The organism is Neobacillus sp. 204 (genome assembly GCF_046562815.1).
Taxonomy (GTDB): Bacteria; Bacillota; Bacilli; order Bacillales; family Cytobacillaceae; genus Neobacillus.
In genome coordinates this window covers 306,833-324,340 of record NZ_JBJORY010000003.1, presented here as the reverse complement: position 1 = coordinate 324,340, position 17,508 = coordinate 306,833, and the positions used below count along the sequence as shown (strand labels likewise).

Annotated in this window: 11 protein-coding genes and 5 pseudogenes; 15 read left to right on the top strand and 1 reads right to left on the bottom strand. The window is 38.8% G+C overall.

Annotation, left to right across the window (positions count from 1 at the left end; genetic code table 11):
* The first annotated feature begins 84 nt into the window (after nucleotides 1–84).
* From ACJ004_RS08720 to ACJ004_RS08665, 12 genes and pseudogenes are all read left to right on the top strand, one after another.
* Nucleotides 85–1,020: an ABC transporter permease gene (locus tag ACJ004_RS08720; protein ID WP_410892652.1), complete on the top strand. Its 936-nt coding sequence runs from the start codon at nucleotides 85–87 to the stop codon at nucleotides 1,018–1,020.
* 18 nt (nucleotides 1,021–1,038) lie between these two features.
* Nucleotides 1,039–1,920 (top strand): carbohydrate ABC transporter permease, encoded by an 882-nt coding sequence (locus ACJ004_RS08715; protein ID WP_410892516.1) that lies wholly within the window; start codon nucleotides 1,039–1,041, stop codon nucleotides 1,918–1,920.
* Nucleotides 1,921–1,982: 62 nt separating this feature from the next.
* On the top strand, nucleotides 1,983–3,599 hold the full coding sequence (locus ACJ004_RS08710) for an ABC transporter substrate-binding protein (protein ID WP_410892515.1): 1,617 nt from the start codon (nucleotides 1,983–1,985) through the stop codon (nucleotides 3,597–3,599).
* 100 nt (nucleotides 3,600–3,699) lie between these two features.
* Nucleotides 3,700–5,178 (top strand): glycoside hydrolase family 32 protein, encoded by a 1,479-nt coding sequence (locus ACJ004_RS08705; RefSeq protein WP_410892514.1) that lies wholly within the window; start codon nucleotides 3,700–3,702, stop codon nucleotides 5,176–5,178.
* A gap of 98 nt (nucleotides 5,179–5,276) precedes the next feature.
* Nucleotides 5,277–6,265, top strand: a pseudogene (locus ACJ004_RS08700) (carbohydrate kinase family protein).
* A 31-nt stretch (nucleotides 6,266–6,296) separates the two neighbouring features.
* Nucleotides 6,297–7,436 (top strand): Gfo/Idh/MocA family protein, encoded by a 1,140-nt coding sequence (locus ACJ004_RS08695; protein ID WP_410892513.1) that lies wholly within the window; start codon nucleotides 6,297–6,299, stop codon nucleotides 7,434–7,436.
* Between the two features lie 83 nt (nucleotides 7,437–7,519).
* Nucleotides 7,520–9,289 carry an ABC transporter ATP-binding protein gene (locus ACJ004_RS08690; protein WP_410892512.1) on the top strand — a complete coding sequence of 590 codons (1,770 nt, stop codon included), beginning with the start codon at nucleotides 7,520–7,522 and terminating at the stop codon, nucleotides 9,287–9,289.
* A pseudogene (locus tag ACJ004_RS08685) lies at nucleotides 9,276–11,064 on the top strand (ABC transporter ATP-binding protein). The gene ACJ004_RS08690 and the pseudogene ACJ004_RS08685 overlap by 14 nt, the downstream one beginning before the upstream one ends.
* A gap of 401 nt (nucleotides 11,065–11,465) precedes the next feature.
* Nucleotides 11,466–11,954 (top strand): annotated as a pseudogene (locus tag ACJ004_RS08680) (tyrosine-type recombinase/integrase); the annotation flags it as partial.
* Between the two features lie 643 nt (nucleotides 11,955–12,597).
* Nucleotides 12,598–13,839: an LOG family protein gene (locus tag ACJ004_RS08675; RefSeq protein WP_410892511.1), complete on the top strand. Its 1,242-nt coding sequence runs from the start codon at nucleotides 12,598–12,600 to the stop codon at nucleotides 13,837–13,839.
* 220 nt (nucleotides 13,840–14,059) lie between these two features.
* Nucleotides 14,060–14,423 (top strand): annotated as a pseudogene (locus ACJ004_RS08670) (recombinase family protein); the annotation flags it as partial.
* Between the two features lie 225 nt (nucleotides 14,424–14,648).
* Nucleotides 14,649–14,798, top strand: a complete 150-nt coding sequence (locus ACJ004_RS08665) for a hypothetical protein (RefSeq protein ID WP_410892510.1) — start codon at nucleotides 14,649–14,651, stop codon at nucleotides 14,796–14,798.
* A 721-nt stretch (nucleotides 14,799–15,519) separates the two neighbouring features.
* Here the strand turns inward: ACJ004_RS08665 and ystJ are convergent.
* Nucleotides 15,520–15,945, bottom strand: a pseudogene (ystJ, locus tag ACJ004_RS08660) (NADP-dependent malic enzyme); the annotation flags it as partial.
* A gap of 244 nt (nucleotides 15,946–16,189) precedes the next feature.
* Between ystJ and ACJ004_RS08655 the strand changes: the two are divergent.
* The 3 genes from ACJ004_RS08655 to ACJ004_RS08645 all read left to right on the top strand — a co-directional run bounded on the left by ACJ004_RS08655 (nucleotide 16,190) and on the right by ACJ004_RS08645 (nucleotide 17,474).
* Nucleotides 16,190–16,696: an acyl-CoA thioesterase gene (locus ACJ004_RS08655; RefSeq protein ID WP_410892509.1), complete on the top strand. Its 507-nt coding sequence runs from the start codon at nucleotides 16,190–16,192 to the stop codon at nucleotides 16,694–16,696.
* Between the two features lie 122 nt (nucleotides 16,697–16,818).
* The gene (locus ACJ004_RS08650) at nucleotides 16,819–17,046 is read left to right on the top strand and encodes a hypothetical protein (protein ID WP_410892508.1); all 228 of its coding nucleotides are present in this window, start codon (nucleotides 16,819–16,821) and stop codon (nucleotides 17,044–17,046) included.
* Between the two features lie 44 nt (nucleotides 17,047–17,090).
* Entirely contained in the window at nucleotides 17,091–17,474 is a 384-nt protein-coding gene (locus ACJ004_RS08645; protein ID WP_410892507.1) for a VOC family protein, read from the top strand.
* Nucleotides 17,475–17,508 lie beyond the last annotated feature (34 nt).

Here is a 17,508-nt window from a genome sequence, read left to right as displayed (position 1 = left end):
TAAAGCAATATAAACAATGCTATTTGATAGGAGGTTAAGAGCTTGCAAGAGTTAGTAAATGTTCAAAAAGAACCAGTTGTACAGATCCAAGCGGAAAAGAAAGCAGCTTCGAAACTGACAGGCAAATTGGAATATATGAAGAAAAACTATCATCTTTATTTGCTGATTGCTCCAGCTGTTATTCTAACAATCATTTTTAAATATATACCGATGTATGGAGCCATTATTGCCTTTAAAGATTTTAGTACCATCAAAGGGATTTTAGGAAGTGATTGGGTCGGATTTGATAATTTCACCAAATTCTTATCTTCACCTAACTTTACTGACATTTTTATGAATACGCTTAAACTCAGTTTTTTTGGCTTAATCGTTGGGTTCCCTGTCCCTATCATCCTTTCATTGATGCTTAATCAACTACGAAGGGCGGCCATCAAAAAAAATATTCAACTCGTGCTCTATGCACCAAATTTTATTTCTGTGGTTGTAATTGTTGGTATGGTGTTTATTTTCTTATCACCAACAGGCCCTATCAATCAACTGGTTAGCTTCATAACTGGAAAGCCGCTTATGTTCATGTCAAATCCAGATTATTTCCGATCAATTTATATTATCTCTGGTATTTGGCAGGCGGCAGGCTGGTCATCGATTATCTACGTAGCGGCTTTATCGAATGTTGACCCTGAATTACACAATGCAGCAACGATTGATGGAGCAAATATTCTTCAAAGAATGATTCACATCGATTTACCGACATTGAAACCATTAATGGCAGTAACATTTATTCTGGCTGCTGGAGGGATTATGTCGATTGGATTTGAAAAAGCATATTTAATGCAAACCGCAATGAATTTGCCTTCTTCCGAAATTCTGCCAACTTATGTGTATAAAGTAGGTTTACAGTCCGGCGACTATGCTTATTCAACAGCTGTTGGCCTGTTTAATTCAGTCATTAACGTAATCTTGTTAATCGTAGTTAATAAAATCGTTAAGAAGTTAAACGAAGGTGAAGGTTTATATTAACGAGAAAGGAGTCTTGATATGAATATAAAGCACACCCGCATAGACCGAATCATATTAGGCTTTAATAATATCTTTCTATGCTTAGCCGTATTAATCGTGTTAGTTCCCTTGGTATATGTCGTTCTTGCGTCATTCATGGATCCAACGGTGTTATTAAATAAAGGGATTTCGTTCAATTTTTCAGATTGGAGTTTTAAAGGGTATCAGTTGATTTTATCCAATGATGCGATGGCCCATGGCTTTATCAATTCTATTCTTTATTCAGTAGGATTTGCCGTTATAACCGTTGTGGTTTGTATTTTTGCTGCTTATCCATTATCGGTAAATGGCTTTGTCGGGAAAAATTTCTTTATGACGCTATTTATTATCACCATCTTCTTTGGAGGTGGACTTATCCCAACCTACCTGGTTGTAAAGGACCTCGGAATGTTAAACACCCCATGGGCGATTTTAATACCGGGCGCCGTGAATGTTTGGAATATTATCCTAGCAAGGACTTATTTTAAAAGTATTCCTTATGAATTACATGAAGCAGCAAAGGTGGATGGAGCATCCGATCTATTAATCTTCTTTAAAATCGTTATGCCACTTTCCAAACCTATCATTTTCGTCCTAGCAATGTATGCATTTGTTGGTCAATGGAACTCTTATTTTGATGCGATGATTTATCTCGAGGATCCGAAATTGCACCCATTACAATTAGTTTTGAGGTCAATATTGATTCAAAATCAGACTGGACCAGGAATGATTAGTGATCAGCAGGCTATGGCTGAACTTAAAAAGCTTTCAGAAATGATCAAATATTCATCGATTGTTATTTCTAGTCTGCCGCTTATTATCATGTATCCATTCTTCCAAAAGTACTTTGAAAAAGGTGTCATGGTGGGTTCATTGAAATAATGAGCTAATTTAATAGATTTTATTGTTAAATGCTTACACACAATATTTAGGAGGGTAATGATATGAAAAATGTAAAAAAAGTTATGGCTGCATCACTTGCTACGATATTACTAGTTTCAGGCTGCAGTAACAGCAGCAAAAGTGAAACTGCATCATCAAAAGAGTACAAACTAAAGGATGTAACATTTCCTTTAAAAGAAAAAGTGACATTGAATTTTATGACCCAAAGCTCACCATTAGCGCCGGCTGATCCTAATAAAAAATTAATTTATAAGCGTTTGGAAGATCAGTCGGGTGTTCATATTAAGTGGAAAAACTATACCTCCGATGCTTTTATTGAAAAAAGAAACCTGGCAATGGCGAGCGGCGATCTGCCGGATGCCATCCTCGATGCAGGTTTTAATGACCATGATCTATTAAAACTTGCAAAAGATGGTGCGATTGTTCCTGTGGAAGATTTAATAGAGAAGTACATGCCTAACCTACAAAAGGTTTTGGAGGCAGCACCTGAATATAAAGCAATGATGACTGCTCCTGATGGACATATTTACTCTTTTCCATGGATTGAGGAGTTAGGTTCAGGGAAAGAGAGTATTCACTCGGTTGATGATTTCCCATGGATCAATGTGGAATGGTTAAATAAATTAGGGTTAAAAATGCCGACAAACACAGAAGAATTAAAGCAAGTATTGATTGCCTTTAAAACAAAAGATCCAAATGGCAACGGAAAAGCGGATGAAATCCCAATGTCGTTTATTGGTAAGCAAGCAGGCGGGGAAGACTTAGCATTCTTATTTGGATCGTTTGGCCTTGGTGAAAACTGGGATCATACGGTTGTAAGCAATGATGGTAAAGTTACGTTTACAGCATCAGATAAAGGATATAAAGAAGGTATTAAATTTCTCAATGAGTTATATAAAGAAGGCCTAATCGATGTTGAAGCGTTTGAACAAGATTGGAATACGTATTTAGCAAAAGGCAAAGATAATCGCTATGGTTTATATTTCACTTGGGATAAAGCCAATATTACTGGAATGAATGACAAATATGACCTAATGAAGCCGCTTGCTGGTCCAGCTGGCCAAGTGAATGTAGCCAGAACCAATGGTATGGGCTTTGATAGAGGAAGAATGGTTATTACTAGTGCGGATAAGAACATTGAACTGACTGCAAAATGGATTGATCAATTATATGAACCAAAACAATCTGTTCAAGATAACTGGGGTACGTATGGTGATAAAACTCAACAAAATATCTTTGAATTAGATGAAGCAGCAGGAATGCTAAAACATTTACCTTTAAAAGGAACCGCGCCAGTGGAATTAAGACAAAAAACAAATATCGGCGGACCATTAGCGATTTTAGATGAGTATTATGGAAAAGTTACCACAAAACCAGATGATGCTGCATGGAGATTAGGATTAATGAAGGATGTTATGACTCCTCATATGACTGCAGAAAATATTTATCCAAGAGTATTCTTCTCATTAGAAGATAGCGATAAACTTACAACCATTGAAACGGATATGTTTGCTTTCGTTATGAGAAAACGGGCCGAATGGATTCAAAATGGAAAAGTGGAAAAAGAATGGGATGGATATATAAAGGAATTAGATCGCTTAGGATTACAAGAGTGGTTAAAGATTAAACAAGCAGGATACGACAGGAACACAAAATAAACGGTTGGCTGAGGCTGTACAGTACAGGCAGTAAGTACAGCCTTGTTTCGAAATAATAGGTATATTTCATCTATCTAAATATCAAAAGGAGCAACAAATAATGACACAACGATATAAAGAAAAGCACCGTCCGCAGTTTCATTTTTCACCAGAAGAAAAGTGGATGAACGACCCGAATGGCATGGTCTTTTTTAATGATGAGTATCATCTTTTTTACCAATACCACCCATTTGGTACTACCTGGGGACCAATGCACTGGGGCCATGCAGTTAGTAAAGATTTAATCCATTGGGAACATCTTCCAATTGCATTATACCCAGATGAGCACGGAACGATTTTCTCAGGCAGTGCGGTAGTCGATTGGAATAACACAACAGGATTTTTTGAGGATGGACCAGGGTTAGTTGCCATCTTTACAAGTGCTGACAATTACCCTGAGTCTGACCGGCCGCGTCAACGACAAAGTCTAGCTTATAGTAAAGACAATGGAAGGACATGGGTAACGTATGAAGGTAATCCAGTGCTTTCAGATGTAAATATTACTGATTATCGTGATCCGAAAGTGTTTTGGCATAACGAAACAAATAAATGGGTGATGGTATTGGCGACCGGACAATGGGTTACGATTTATACCTCACAAAACCTAAAAAATTGGGAGTTTGCCAGTGAATTTGGCAAGCAAGCCGGGTCGCATGACGGTGTTTGGGAATGCCCTGATTTGTTCAGATTGCCAGTCAATGGCGATGAAACCAATCAAAAATGGGTCATGTTTGTCAGCATTGGCGACAACCCTCAATTTAAAGAAGGATCAAGAACCCAATATTTTATCGGGGAGTTTGATGGCACTACGTTTGTGAATGATAACCCGGATGAAACCGTTCTTTGGCTCGATTATGGCCGCGATAATTATGCAGGGGTAAGCTGGTCGGATATCCCAGCAGAAGATGGCAGAAGAATTTACATCGGCTGGATGAGCAACTGGCGTTATGCGAATCAAGTTCCAACGGAAGAATGGCGAAGCGCTATGACGTTGCCAAGAGAATTATCGCTAACCTCAAGCGAATCGGGAGTACGTATACTCCAAAAAGTGGTTTCGGAAATTGATTCGATTCGAAACGGTTCAGAAGTGTATCAAGAGCTAACGATTGAGTCAAACCAGCCTGCGCTATTTAACCTATTCAGTCCATTAAATGAAATGAATATTGAATTTGAAGAACAAACGTCTAATTCCTTTGGTTTCGTTTTTCAAAATTCTGATGATGAAAAGGTCGTGATTCGTTACGATGTGGAAAAGGAACTATTATCCATTGGCAGAACGAATGTTGGAGATAATAGTTTTTCAGAATCCTTCCCGACGGTACAAGAAGCTTCTGTGAAAATGGAAAATAACCGAATCAAACTGCAAATCTTTTTGGATGCTTCCTCCATCGAGGTACTAGCGAATGATGGAAAGGTTGTATTTACTAGCTTAATTTTTCCAAATCAGCCATATGAACAAATGGTGTTGTTTTCAGAGGAAGGTTACACAAAGGTGTCCTCATTAACTGTAACGGAATTGGATTCCATTTGGGGTAAGTAATTTTATTATTTGGCAAAGCTCTAATCTAAGGTTAGAGCTTTGTTTTTGCAGGGTAAATGGTTTTAAACGAACAAAATGAAAAGGACGGTTGATCATAAATGAATACCAATTCATCAGTTGTTTGTATCGGGGAATTGTTAATTGATTTTTTCTGTACAGATGTGGATATTGATTTAATCGAGGGTCAAAGCTTTGAAAAACAGGCAGGGGGAGCGCCTGCTAATGTTTGTGCTGCAATTGTGAAATTGGGGGGCAGAGCTTTTTTTAGCGGCAAGGTTGGCAATGATCCGTTCGGGCAATTTTTAAAGAAAACATTAGATGAAGCGAATGTCGATACCTCCATGCTTTTGCTGGATGATGAGCATCCAACAACCTTAGCATTCGTTTCATTAAAGGCAAATGGGGAAAGGGATTTTGTCTTTAGCCGCGGCGCAGATGCTTACTTAACGGAAAACGATCTAAATCAAAAAAAAATTGCGGAAGCTCCTATTATCCATTTCGGTTCTGCGACCGCTCTATTAGAAGGTCCATTTCAAACCACTTATCTATATGTGTGATGGAAGCAGCCAAGGCTGCAGGTCAATTTATCTCATTTGACCCTAACTTTAGACATGATCTTTGGAGGGGAAGAAGAGACCACTTTATAGCGTTAGCGCATAAGGGAATCGCTATTGCTGATATTGTCAAAGTCAGTGATGAGGAAATAAAGCTTATCTCGGGGAGCGATGATTTAACACAGGGAATTGTTGCCCTTCATCAAATGGGAGCCAAAGCAGTAGCAGTCACGTTAGGGAAAGAAGGAACATTGATCTCAAATGGCCAACGTATTGAAACTGTTCCTAGTATAGTAGTTGAATCAATCGATTCTACCGGTGCCGGGGATGCATTCGTAGGCGCAACGCTTTACCAGTTAGCAAGAGAAGCCGAGCCAAAAAGAGTGTTAGAAGACTTCGAACAGCTAAAAAAAATCATTGCTTTTAGTAATAAAGTGGGAGCGATGGTCTGCACGAAAGTAGGGGCCATGTCTGCCCTGCCTACTCAAGAGGAAGTTATTAGTTTTAAAGATAAACTTATTAATAGTCTTTAGGTTATTAAAATTATTAAGAGGAGTGAATTCCATGAAGCTAGGTTTTATCGGTTGTGGTGTTATTTCGGTTGCACATGTGGAAGGATTGGAAGCGTTAAAGAGAAACGGGCAGGAAACATTTGAATTGTCAGCGGTTTGTGATATTCAGCAGGAAAGAGCTGAACAGTTTGCTTTAGAGGTTGAAAAAAGGTTAGGGAAACGCCCTTCCGTCTATACGGATTATCGTTTGATGTTAGCGAAAGAACGATTAGATGCCGTATCCGTACTGATCAATCATGATTTCCATCATACAGTAGCAGAAGATTGCTTTGCATCAGGGGTACATGTACAAATGCAAAAGCCGTTGGCAATTTCACCGTCCTTTGGCCGGAAAATGATTGCTGATGCCAAAAAGTATAATAGAGTCATAACGTTATCTGAACCCAGCGTATTAGGGGCAGAAAATGTTGCGGTTGCCAGGGCAGTAAAAGAAGGTCTGATCGGGCGTGTAACTTTCATTATCGATTATGCGACTGTTACATTGAATCGCGGATTTTTCGCAGGTACACCATGGCGTCATATGAAAGGTCAAGCAGGCGCGGGCTGGATCAATGATCATGGAGTTCATCGAACTCACTTTTTTACTGAAATCAATGGTTCGATTGATGAGGTTTTTGCCTATACGGAAATTTTTGAAAAAGAACTAAGTAATGGGTATGTAACCATGAACCCTACTGCAGAAGATACGGCTGTTACGGTCTTCAAGTTTGCCAATGGCGGACTCGGCCATTGGATGTGTGCAACATCAGCACATGGTGAAGGGACCGGTGGTGTGTGGATTTATGGAAGTAAGGGATGTCTTCGCCCTGGTCAGCATGTCACTCTTCTAGATGGGAAAAAAATTCTGATGACTGAACTGATTGATCGGTTTGCGCCGGATATCGTTGAACATCCATTCGCCCATTCCTATGTGGAATTATGGGAAGCGATTAATGAAAATAAGGCACCTATTTCAAGTGCGGAAAGAGGCTTGGAGGCACTAGGAGTTGTCTTTGCTGCACTTGAGTCTTCAACAATCGGCCAGCCGGTCAAAGTCCAAGATATCCTTAATGGTAAAAAACAAGCCTATGAAGATACCGTTCTTAAGGAGATGAAATCAATTTTAACACCGGGGCCTAGATCATTTAAATAAAAGAAAAATGGCAGTAATCATGAACAGCTATTCTCATTAAAAGAAGGCTGTTCTCCTTATGCTTTAAAGGGGAGGAGAAGAACTTGCAAAGCATGCATTGGATATGGCGATATATGCGGAATTACCGAGTTCAATTATTCATTGGACTTTCTCTAGCACTGGTTGTTTCGGTACTAAATATGTTTAATCCCTATATTGCCGGAAAAATCATCGATAAGGTTATTTATGGACATCAGATTCATTTATTATGGCCCTTTTTGGGATTGATGATAGGCGTTACTGTGATTAAGACTGTCATTCGTTATAATTATCAATTACTCTTCGAGAGAATATCACAAAATGTCATCTTTAGGGTAAGAGAACAGTTGTATGATCGGCTTCACCAATTGGATTTTAGTTTTTATGATCGAACCAAAACGGGTGATGTCATGGCCCGGATGACCGGGGACTTGGAAGCGGTCAGACATTTTATCTCTTGGGTTATTTATAACATTTTTGAAAATATCACCATTTTACTGTTTGCCATTGGGTTTATGTTCTATATTCATCCTCCTTTAGCGTTGGCCATGGTTGCAGTAACACCAATTATTGGTTTCTTTGCTTTTCGACTAACCTACAGGGTTAAGCCGACTTTTTCTGCGATTCGGGAACAGTTTGCCAGGCTGAATTCAGTGGTCCAGGAAAATATTAGCGGCAATCGCGTGGTAAAAGCTTTTGCCAAGGAGGCCTATGAAATCGAAAAATTTTCATTAGAAAATGATGCTTTCAAGGAAAAAAATCTTCACTCGGCAAGAGTATGGGGAAAATACATGCCTGTACTGGATTCACTGGCAGGGGTATTAACAGTGGTTATGATCGTGGTTGGCGGGATGATGGTAGTTAATGAATCTATTTCTCTTGGAGAATTAGTCACGTTTAATTCCTTGATATGGGCGCTAAATAATCCAATGCGTATGGCCGGCTGGCTGATCAATGATGTACAGAGGTTTATTGCTTCTGCTGAAAAAGTGGAGGAATTGTTACATACAGAACCTAAAATAACCAATCCTGTCAATGGATTGAACGTGAAAAATTTCAAAGGATTTGTTGATTTCAATCATGTTAGCTTTCGTTATGGTGACGAGCCGGTATTGAAAGAAATTACCTTTAAAGTCATTCCGGGCCAGACCGTTGGCATTATCGGTCCGACAGGTGCCGGAAAATCAACATTAGTGAACCTTCTTTGCAGATTTTATGATGCGGACAGCGGGGAAGTAAGAGTGGATGGGATCAATGTGAAAGAATGGGATATCCACAAATTACGGGCAGCCATGGCCATGGTCATGCAGGATATTTTTCTTTTTTCCGATACGATTGAGGGCAATATCGCTTATGGCCATCCTGAAGCGTCGATTGAATCCGTTCAGGAAGCTGCCAAAATGGCAGAGGCGCACGATTTTATTAGCGAGCTGCCTGATGGTTACGATACGATTGTTGGGGAACGGGGGGTAGGTCTTTCCGGTGGACAAAAGCAGCGGATTGCTTTGGCACGGGCAATTCTGAAAAATCCTTCGATTCTAATCCTGGATGATACCACTTCAAGTGTCGATATGGAAACCGAACTGCGCATCCAAAAAACGTTGAAGTCTATCCATCAGGGAAAGACCTGTTTCATTATTGCCCATCGTATTAGTTCTGTTAAAGAGGCGGATTTGATCCTTGTCATGGAAAATGGGAGGATTATTGAAAGAGGCAAGCACGAAGAGCTTGTTAAGAAAAAAGGGTACTACTATAACGTGTTTAAAAACCAATATGGGAATTTTGATGAACAGCCACATGGTAAGGAAGTGATCTATCTAAATGGCAAGGAATAAATTTGATGTCGATGAGGAGCTGGAGTCCCCATTTCGCCTTAGTCATTTTAAACGGTTATTGGTGTATATTGAACCTCACCAAAAAGTGATCCTTTTTACCGTTTTGATGATGCTGGTCGCGAGTGGTGCAAGCTTAATCGGGCCGTATTTGATTCAACAAGCCATCGACGTGAAAATACCAAATAAAGATACAAGGGGATTATTCATTCTTGCAGGTATTTACGTAATCGCCCTGGTTCTGACCGGAATCTGCATGAAATTCAGGATTCGAATGATGTCGGAGATCGGGCAAAGTATCATCCAAAATATAAGGAAAGATTTGTTTACTCACCTGCAAAAACTATCTTTCTCTTTTTATGACAGCAGGCCGCATGGGAAAATCCTGGTAAGAGTCGTGAACTATGTCAATTCATTAAGTGATTTGCTTTCAAAATGGAATCATTAACTTGATTACCGATCTGTTAAGCCTTATTGTCATTCTCGGCTTCATGTTTTCGATTGATATAAAGCTGACGCTTTATGCGATGGCTGGTTTTCCAGTACTGTCAGCGGTGATCTTTTTTATTAAAAATGCTCAGAGAAAAGCTTGGCAAAATTTAAGTAACAAGCAATCAAATATGAATGCTTATATTCATGAAAGCATTAACGGTATTAAGGTTACACAAGCCTTTTCCCGAGAAGAAGAAAATAAACGCATTTTTGGCGATGTATCGAGCAATTATCGCCATTCCTGGATGAAGGCAGTGAAAATACAATTTCTTCTATGGCCTTCGATTGAAAATATCTCCGTTTTAACAGTTTCATTTATCTACATTCTTGGCATATCGATGATTGGTCACGGAGTCACGGTTGGAGCATTGGTTGCATTTGTTGGGTATATAGGGATGTTTTGGATGCCGATTTCGAACATTGGGAACTTTTACAATGCCATCATAAATGCGATGGCTTATTTGGAACGAATCTTTGAAATGATGGATGAAGAGCCTAGTGTAAGTAGTAATCCGGATGCTGCTAATCTTCCAACCATCGAAGGAAATGTTGAGTTTAAGAATGTCGTTTTTGGATATGAAGGAGAGTCCAAAATCCTTAACAACATTAATTTCAAGGTAAATTCGGGTGAAACGATCGCACTTGTAGGCGCAACCGGATCAGGGAAGACCACGATTGTCAGTTTGATTAGCCGTTTTTATGATCTTGACAGCGGAAAAATTGAAATTGACGGTATCGACATTAAGACGGTAACGATTCCATCCCTTCGGAAACAAATGGGAGTGATGCTTCAAGACCCGTTTATTTTTTCAGGTACGATCATGGATAATATCCGCTATGGCCGGCTGGATGCGACGCAAGAAGAAGTGATGGAGGCTGCAAAAGCGGTACAGGCTCACCCCTTTATCACCCGATTGGAGGACGGATATCAAACCGAGGTGAATGAAAGAGGGACAAGGCTTTCTACTGGACAGAGACAGTTGATTTCCTTTGCCAGAGCCCTATTAGCCGATCCAAAAATATTAATCCTGGATGAAGCCACTTCGTCGATTGATACGGAAACTGAGCTTGCCTTGCAGAAAGGTCTAGAGACGTTATTGGAAGGCAGAACATCGTTTATTATCGCCCACCGGCTTTCTACGATTCAAAATGCAACCCGTATTCTATTTATTGATAAAGGTAGAATTATGGAAGAAGGGTCGCATGATGAACTAATTCGAAGGAAGGGCTACTATTGGAAGCTATATCAATCACAGCGAGTACATGAGAAGTCCGTCAGTTCATAGATATAATTCAATTGGTTAAACCTTTGTATGATGGAATTCAAGATAATAAGCTGTTTCACCCGATTCTTCCAACGATCCGACAGTCTGTCGAAGAAAGGGAAAGAAAGTCTTTAAGACTGCTTCTAAGAAAAATTGAGGGTGAAACACTGGAGCAAGAGATTTACCGAATCTGTTGTGTACAGAGAGAGAAACGATGTAGTTGATCAAAATTTTTTTAAGTCTATTTGAAGAAAATTCTTATTCAATAAAAGGGCGCGGTTGTGAAAAAAAATCGATGAACAAAATTTTAAAAACAGTAGCTCTATCCCTCAATCAAATATTACGAAATCCCTCCTGAACCTTTTACATCTCAGGGGGATTTTTCATAATAAACCTTTTCGGGGGGATATGCAAAAATACCCATTCACAATTCCAAGGAACGCAGTAATGATGATAACAATCCTAATAAATATATTTTCGTTTGTTACCAAGGTTCCCGTAAGGGAAAGCCGTTTGGTCAGAGTTGGATACAAAAACAACTTAACGAACTAGCGATCAAAAAGAATATCATTGATGAAACAGGAAATATTTTTCATTTTAAAACCAATCAGTTCAGACACACCTACGCAATTAAGATGTTAAATGGAGGAGCAGATATTTTAACTGTACAAGAGCTATTAGCTCATGCATCACCAGAAATGACAATGACATATGCTCGATTATTAGATGATACAAAACGTAAGGCGTTCGAGAACGTTGTACAACAGGGTGTTTTTACATTTGACCTTAATGGTGAAATCCATCAAGTTACAGAAAATGAGGAAGTTCCAAAAGACATTATGGATATGATGACACCTGAAGACTTGAGAGCATTAAGCCCACTTATCTATAGCCACGTAAACCCATATGGCATTTTAAATTGGATATGATGGAACAAATTCCAATTGAAGAAAGGGTTTCGGAGATAGAAAATATTTTGCATCCTTATTACGGGTAGTGACAGCTTCGCTGGTGCTACCCCATGTAGGAAGTCAGAAAAGGTGTAGTAACAAGCCAATTCCCGCTTGTCCATGTGTTCAGGCATTTCATAGAGCCGTTTTCTCTGAGTTGGAGTAAGAAGTTCTCTTGTTTCCAACGTGCTATTCCTCCTGATGTCTTTTTCAACCCATTTCGCATGCAAATTAACATTAATCCCAACTAATCGTTTCCATCGCATCCGCTTTTTCTTCTTGACCAGGTTTAACATAAAGCAATGTTATTTCAATGTTTGGGTTTCCGTCTGCTTTTATCCACATATAAAGTTGCTTTAGGCACATCATTGAGATTCACAATGTCTTTCACACTTAATCCATTCGTTTTTCGACTATTATATTTGTCACCATCACTTGATCTCCAGGTCTCACATATTCTATACTTTCAATTTGTGCCCAATACTGAATAATAATGAAAAGCTTAGTCAAACTAACAAAAGGAAAATACTGGACAAATCCAATATGACATGCAAGCGTGTAATCCGTAAAAGAAATGAATCGAGAAAAGGAAGGTTGTTCCTAGATGAATGAAATTGAATTGTATGGCACGATCTTTTATGAGCCCGCTACAAACCAATGGAAGGGATCAGGTACGGGTTGGTGGATTGAGAAGACGGATGAGAATGTGGCAAAGATTACGTTTGAGGAGCCAATTACATTTGATCCGAGGTTACAATCAAAAACAAATAACTATAGTCTTTCCATCAGTAATATCAATGAAAATGGTGATGTGGATACCTATAATGTAGACGAAGACGGCTTTATTATGATTTGGAAGGATTATTCAAATGAAACTTGCATGGCTTCCTTTCATGTGGTCGGAACCAAAGTATGTTTTGTACCGAATGACAGGGCTCTCGTTACGGAAGAAAGCGTGGCTGACATCTATGCAGCAGAGCTTTTATTTAGTTATGAAGCAAAGTATGGAGTTATTACACTGATGGGTTCCGGAACTATATCGTGCAAAAAAATTGCAGAGGAAAAGTTAGATATCCTAAGTACCGATGAAAAGAAAATTAAGGATCAGCTGGAGAATCAAGAGGACCAATTCTGCAGGAAGCTGCTTCAGCACAAATTGGAAATGACAAAGCTCAGGATGGACCGCCATAAAAGAATCATTGAAAAAAGTTCAAAGTATTGGGATTCTGCTTTTAAGTTCGGGGAGTTATGGGGACATTATTCTGCAAATCAACAGGAAAAGGCACTAGGAGGATGTTATGTACCACTTTGTACAGGCGGAGGTCCTGGAATCATGCGGGCAGCAGCCCAAGGAGCAAGAAACCAGGATGCCCATGTCATTGGGATCGACTGTCAATTTGGTATTGACAACTTTTTCAATTTAAAGGATACATACTCTGTCACCTCGAATCAGCGGCTGAGAATGAATAATTTCTCAATCAGGGAGGGTGTTCTCATTAATTATTCCCATGTCATCCTGTTCTGGCCTGGAGGATTTGGTACGGCATGGGAAGTTTACGAAACCCTATCAAAAATTCAAACCAATCACCTTCGAAGACATCGAACCAAGGCCATTTTTGTCCATGCTGAGTATTGGCAGCCCCTTTTCAATTGTATCAACCATATGCGTGAGCATGGTGCGATTAACAGCTATGGGGACCGTATTAAGATACCTGGTATAGACGATCAATTACCAGATGAGGCCTATCTTGCAGAAGTCGCCAATGGTCCGGAGGAGGCCTTCGAAAAAGCACGTGCGTTTGTCGAAGAGCTATATCGAAAAAATCAATTAACATTAAAGGCGTAGATTCCAAAAAGCTTCATTTACTAATTATGAATAAAGTAGGGAAGCCTTGAGAAAGGTTTCCCTACTTTATTCAATTCCATGTATATTGTAGCAGGTGAAACCCCGGTAGGTTCTTTACTTTTCTTAAAAGTCATTCTTTAAGAATGATAGCAGCAATTGCCTAACTTAATTTTCGCCGATTAACATAAGGTTTTCCACATTTACGACATCAGCTCATTTCATGGACAAACAAAGTGGAAAAGATTTCAATCGAACGCAATATCAGTTGCTTAAACGAGTTGATAAAAGGAGATGTGTTATACATCTATTCCTTGGATCGTTTTGGACCGAAAAAAGAAGAAATTTTACAGGAAAGGAATGATATCACGAAGAACATTCAGGCAGACATTGTGGTGTTAGATATGCCGTTGCTAGATACTACTCAATTTAAGGATAGTTTAGGAACCTTTATTGCAGATCTTGTTTTGTAGATTCTTTCTTGGATGGCGGAAGAAGAAATGGATCGAATTCGAAAACGGCAGCGTGAGGGAATTGATCTGACTTTGCAAAATGGCACAGCTTTCGGTCGACTAAAAGCTACCATTTATTATAGAAGAAACTCGTCAAAAAAGGAGCCTTTACTCAAGGAAGAAAAGGCTTAATGGGGAATACTTTTTCATTATTACTAGCTATATAAATTTATATAAATGTATTTTTAAATGTTTTAAGTGGAATTTGCATAGTTTATTACATCCAGATGCGGCGTATAAAATTTGTGGGCAAGAGTAAGCTACAAACGTATGATAAGCTGTTGCGGGAGGTGAGTAAATATGAGTAATGGTGCAGGAGGTTCTAAAAAGAATGACCAAAATGACGCAAACCATGTGAATGCGGAAACGAAAGCATATCAAAGACGAATGTCAGAAAAGAATAACCAAGAGCATAATGAGGGAAGAAAGTATAAAGGGAAGGTTCAGTAGGGACTGCTCTTTTAGTTTCCAGTATAATTTTCCTCCCATATAACACACAAATATAGAAAAAAATATACTAAGGAACTGATATTTTGACATCAGTTCTTTTTATTGATTTATTCCTTGTAATTGGTGGTAAATCATATTCATAACTAACAAAATTGTTCTTATAAGAAGTAAAGCCCAGAAATTAAACATTTCGGGGCTTTTTTTGTAAAGTTTAATGTTTAATTGGTGATCTTTGTTTTAAAAGGAAAAATAATCAATTGCAAGAGGACAAGCACCGTTTCGTTAAAGATGACCCATTCAGTATGATAAAGAAAATGATGAAGTCATTTGCCCTGCTGGCTATTCAAGTATTTGAAAAGCCAAAACAGTAGGGACAAGTATCAGCCCATGTATGACTTTTAATTTTGATAAAGAAATTTGTAATTTATGGTATGGTTCACCACAATTAATCTACTCTAGTCTCAGATAGTCCACTAAAATCATTAAAAATAAAAAAAATATTCACAATCCCCTCTTCAACAATCTGGCCCTTTTAATGGAATAACATGACTGGCGTTTTTAAACAACTTTATTGTCATTCAACATTAAGGCAATTAAAATGATACTGATTTTAAGAAGCAAAAAAGCCTGATCCTAATTGGATACAGGCTTTTTACTTGTTCGTCAATATGTACCCTTACGAATATTATGAGATCTTAGTTTATCGTTAATTAGGACTGGATCATACTAAAGCAGGTCGTTTTTCATCTGCCAACGCTAATAAGCGCTCTTTCACTTTTTCCGCATTAACAAGCTTTTGCGAAACACCTGTTTCCATTGCAGCGTTAGCAACGGCTTCTGCTACATGAGCCGCCACTCTACGGTCAAATGGATCTGGAATAACATAATTAGCGTGAAGATCTTCATCTGCAATTAATCCGGCAATCGCATAAACGGCTGCCAGTTTCATTTCTTCGTTGATTTCTTTGGCGTAAACGTCCAAAGCACCGCGGAAAATACCAGGGAATGCTAGTACGTTATTGACCTGATTTGGAAAATCAGAACGACCTGTTCCGACGACGAGTGCTCCAGCTTCCATTGCAATTTCAGGCATGATTTCAGGCACCGGATTTGCCATAGCAAAAATGATTGAACTATGATTCATTGAACATCTTAAAAAGCCTACAAGGGGGGATTCTCGGTATGCATAAAATCAAACATGTATATTGCTCTTTCCTACGATCACTGGATGGGGATGGAAAAAGAAATCGTTAGTTTCTTGGCACTGTCAACTAGTTATTTGTAAGATCCAGAAACTTAATTATTAGAAGACTAAGAGCTTTATAGGGTGGACTCAAATTAAAGTTATTTCGTAGAAGATTGTGCCAGTAGTTCAATAGGGGAGTATATATATGGAAGCAAAATATTGTAAAGAATCACGAGTTATACGAACAAGTCGTGTATTTCCAAATGACGTAAACAATCACAATACATTATTTGGAGGAAAATTAATGAGTGATGTGGACCAGGTAGCGTCTGTTTCTGCGGCTCGCCATAGTCGCAGGGAATGTGTAACTGCTTCAACTGATTCAGTTGACTTCTTATATCCTGTTCGTACAACAGATTCGGTCTGTTTTGAATCATATGTGACATGGACAGGGACATCGTCTATGGAGGTTTTTGTAAAAATTATTGCTGAAGATTTAAAAAGCGGAAAACGTACAATTGCAGCAACAGCTCTATTAACATTTGTCGCACTTGATGAACATAAACGTCCAACAGATGTTCCACAGGTTATTCCGGAAACAGAAGAAGAGAAAAAATTGCATGAGACCGCACCAGAGCGAGCAAGAGTGCGCAAAGAAAGAAAACAAAAGAGCAAAAATTTAGCTGCTTTTTTAACAACAAATTATCCTTAAGGTCAACAAGGCTTATGTTAATTTAGTTAAGTTAGTCAGCAGGACTAGCAAATAGGTAATCTTTAAATTAGGGTGCGATTTTTATGTGGATTATCACTTAGTATTTAGATTCAAATATCACAATGTTTGAATTTGAGAAAGAAGCAGAAGGTGAATTTCGTAAAAAGGCATCGAATGAACTAAGTAAAGGTAAATACAAGAAAGTGATTCAACTTTGTTTGGATGGAGAACAAGCAGATACTGAATATCGAGGCCTTGTTCATAAGTGGCGGGAATACCGATATCAAGCCTATGAATTGCTTGGAGATACCGAACAACAAAAAAGTACAAGCGCCGGCCAGCGTTTATAGAGGAATTAGGGAAAATTAGGTAAGTCGATAAGGAGATAAAAGCGATGCTGCACCATTTAGAAATCTATGTTTCCAACCTCAGTAAATCTATTAAATTATGGGATTGGTTTTTAACGGAATTAGGATACAACCCTTACCAAAAATGGGATTCTGGCATCAGTTGGAAACATGGAGAAACCTATCTTGTTTTTGTCCAGGCTGAAGAACGATTTATGGATGTCTCGTACCACCGCTCACGAGTTGGCCTGAACCATTTAGCTTTTCATGCCGCATCCAGAGAACAGGTTGATCAAATTACAAGAAAATTGAAGGAAAAAGGAATAAGCATTCTTTATAAGGATAAACATCCATTTGCAGGCGGGGATTCTCATTACGCTGTTTTTTTTGAAGATCCCGATCGAATCAAAGTGGAATTAGTGGCTCCTTGATAGGAGTTGTGCTCTGATTCTTTACTTAGGTGAT

Bases quoted from the DNA above. Each gene is read 5' to 3' on its own strand.
- ACJ004_RS08715 (WP_410892516.1), top strand. From the start codon at position 1,039: ATGAATATAAAGCACACCCGCATAGACCGAATCATATTAGGCTTTAAT.
- ACJ004_RS08710 (WP_410892515.1), top strand. From the start codon at position 1,983: ATGAAAAATGTAAAAAAAGTTATGGCTGCATCACTTGCTACGATATTA.
- ACJ004_RS08705 (WP_410892514.1), top strand. From the start codon at position 3,700: ATGACACAACGATATAAAGAAAAGCACCGTCCGCAGTTTCATTTTTCA.
- ACJ004_RS08695 (WP_410892513.1), top strand. From the start codon at position 6,297: ATGAAGCTAGGTTTTATCGGTTGTGGTGTTATTTCGGTTGCACATGTG.
- ACJ004_RS08675 (WP_410892511.1), top strand. From the start codon at position 12,598: ATGAATGAAATTGAATTGTATGGCACGATCTTTTATGAGCCCGCTACA.
- ACJ004_RS08665 (WP_410892510.1), top strand. From the start codon at position 14,649: ATGAGTAATGGTGCAGGAGGTTCTAAAAAGAATGACCAAAATGACGCA.
- ACJ004_RS08655 (WP_410892509.1), top strand. From the start codon at position 16,190: ATGGAAGCAAAATATTGTAAAGAATCACGAGTTATACGAACAAGTCGT.
- ACJ004_RS08650 (WP_410892508.1), top strand. From the start codon at position 16,819: ATGTTTGAATTTGAGAAAGAAGCAGAAGGTGAATTTCGTAAAAAGGCA.
- ACJ004_RS08645 (WP_410892507.1), top strand. From the start codon at position 17,091: ATGCTGCACCATTTAGAAATCTATGTTTCCAACCTCAGTAAATCTATT.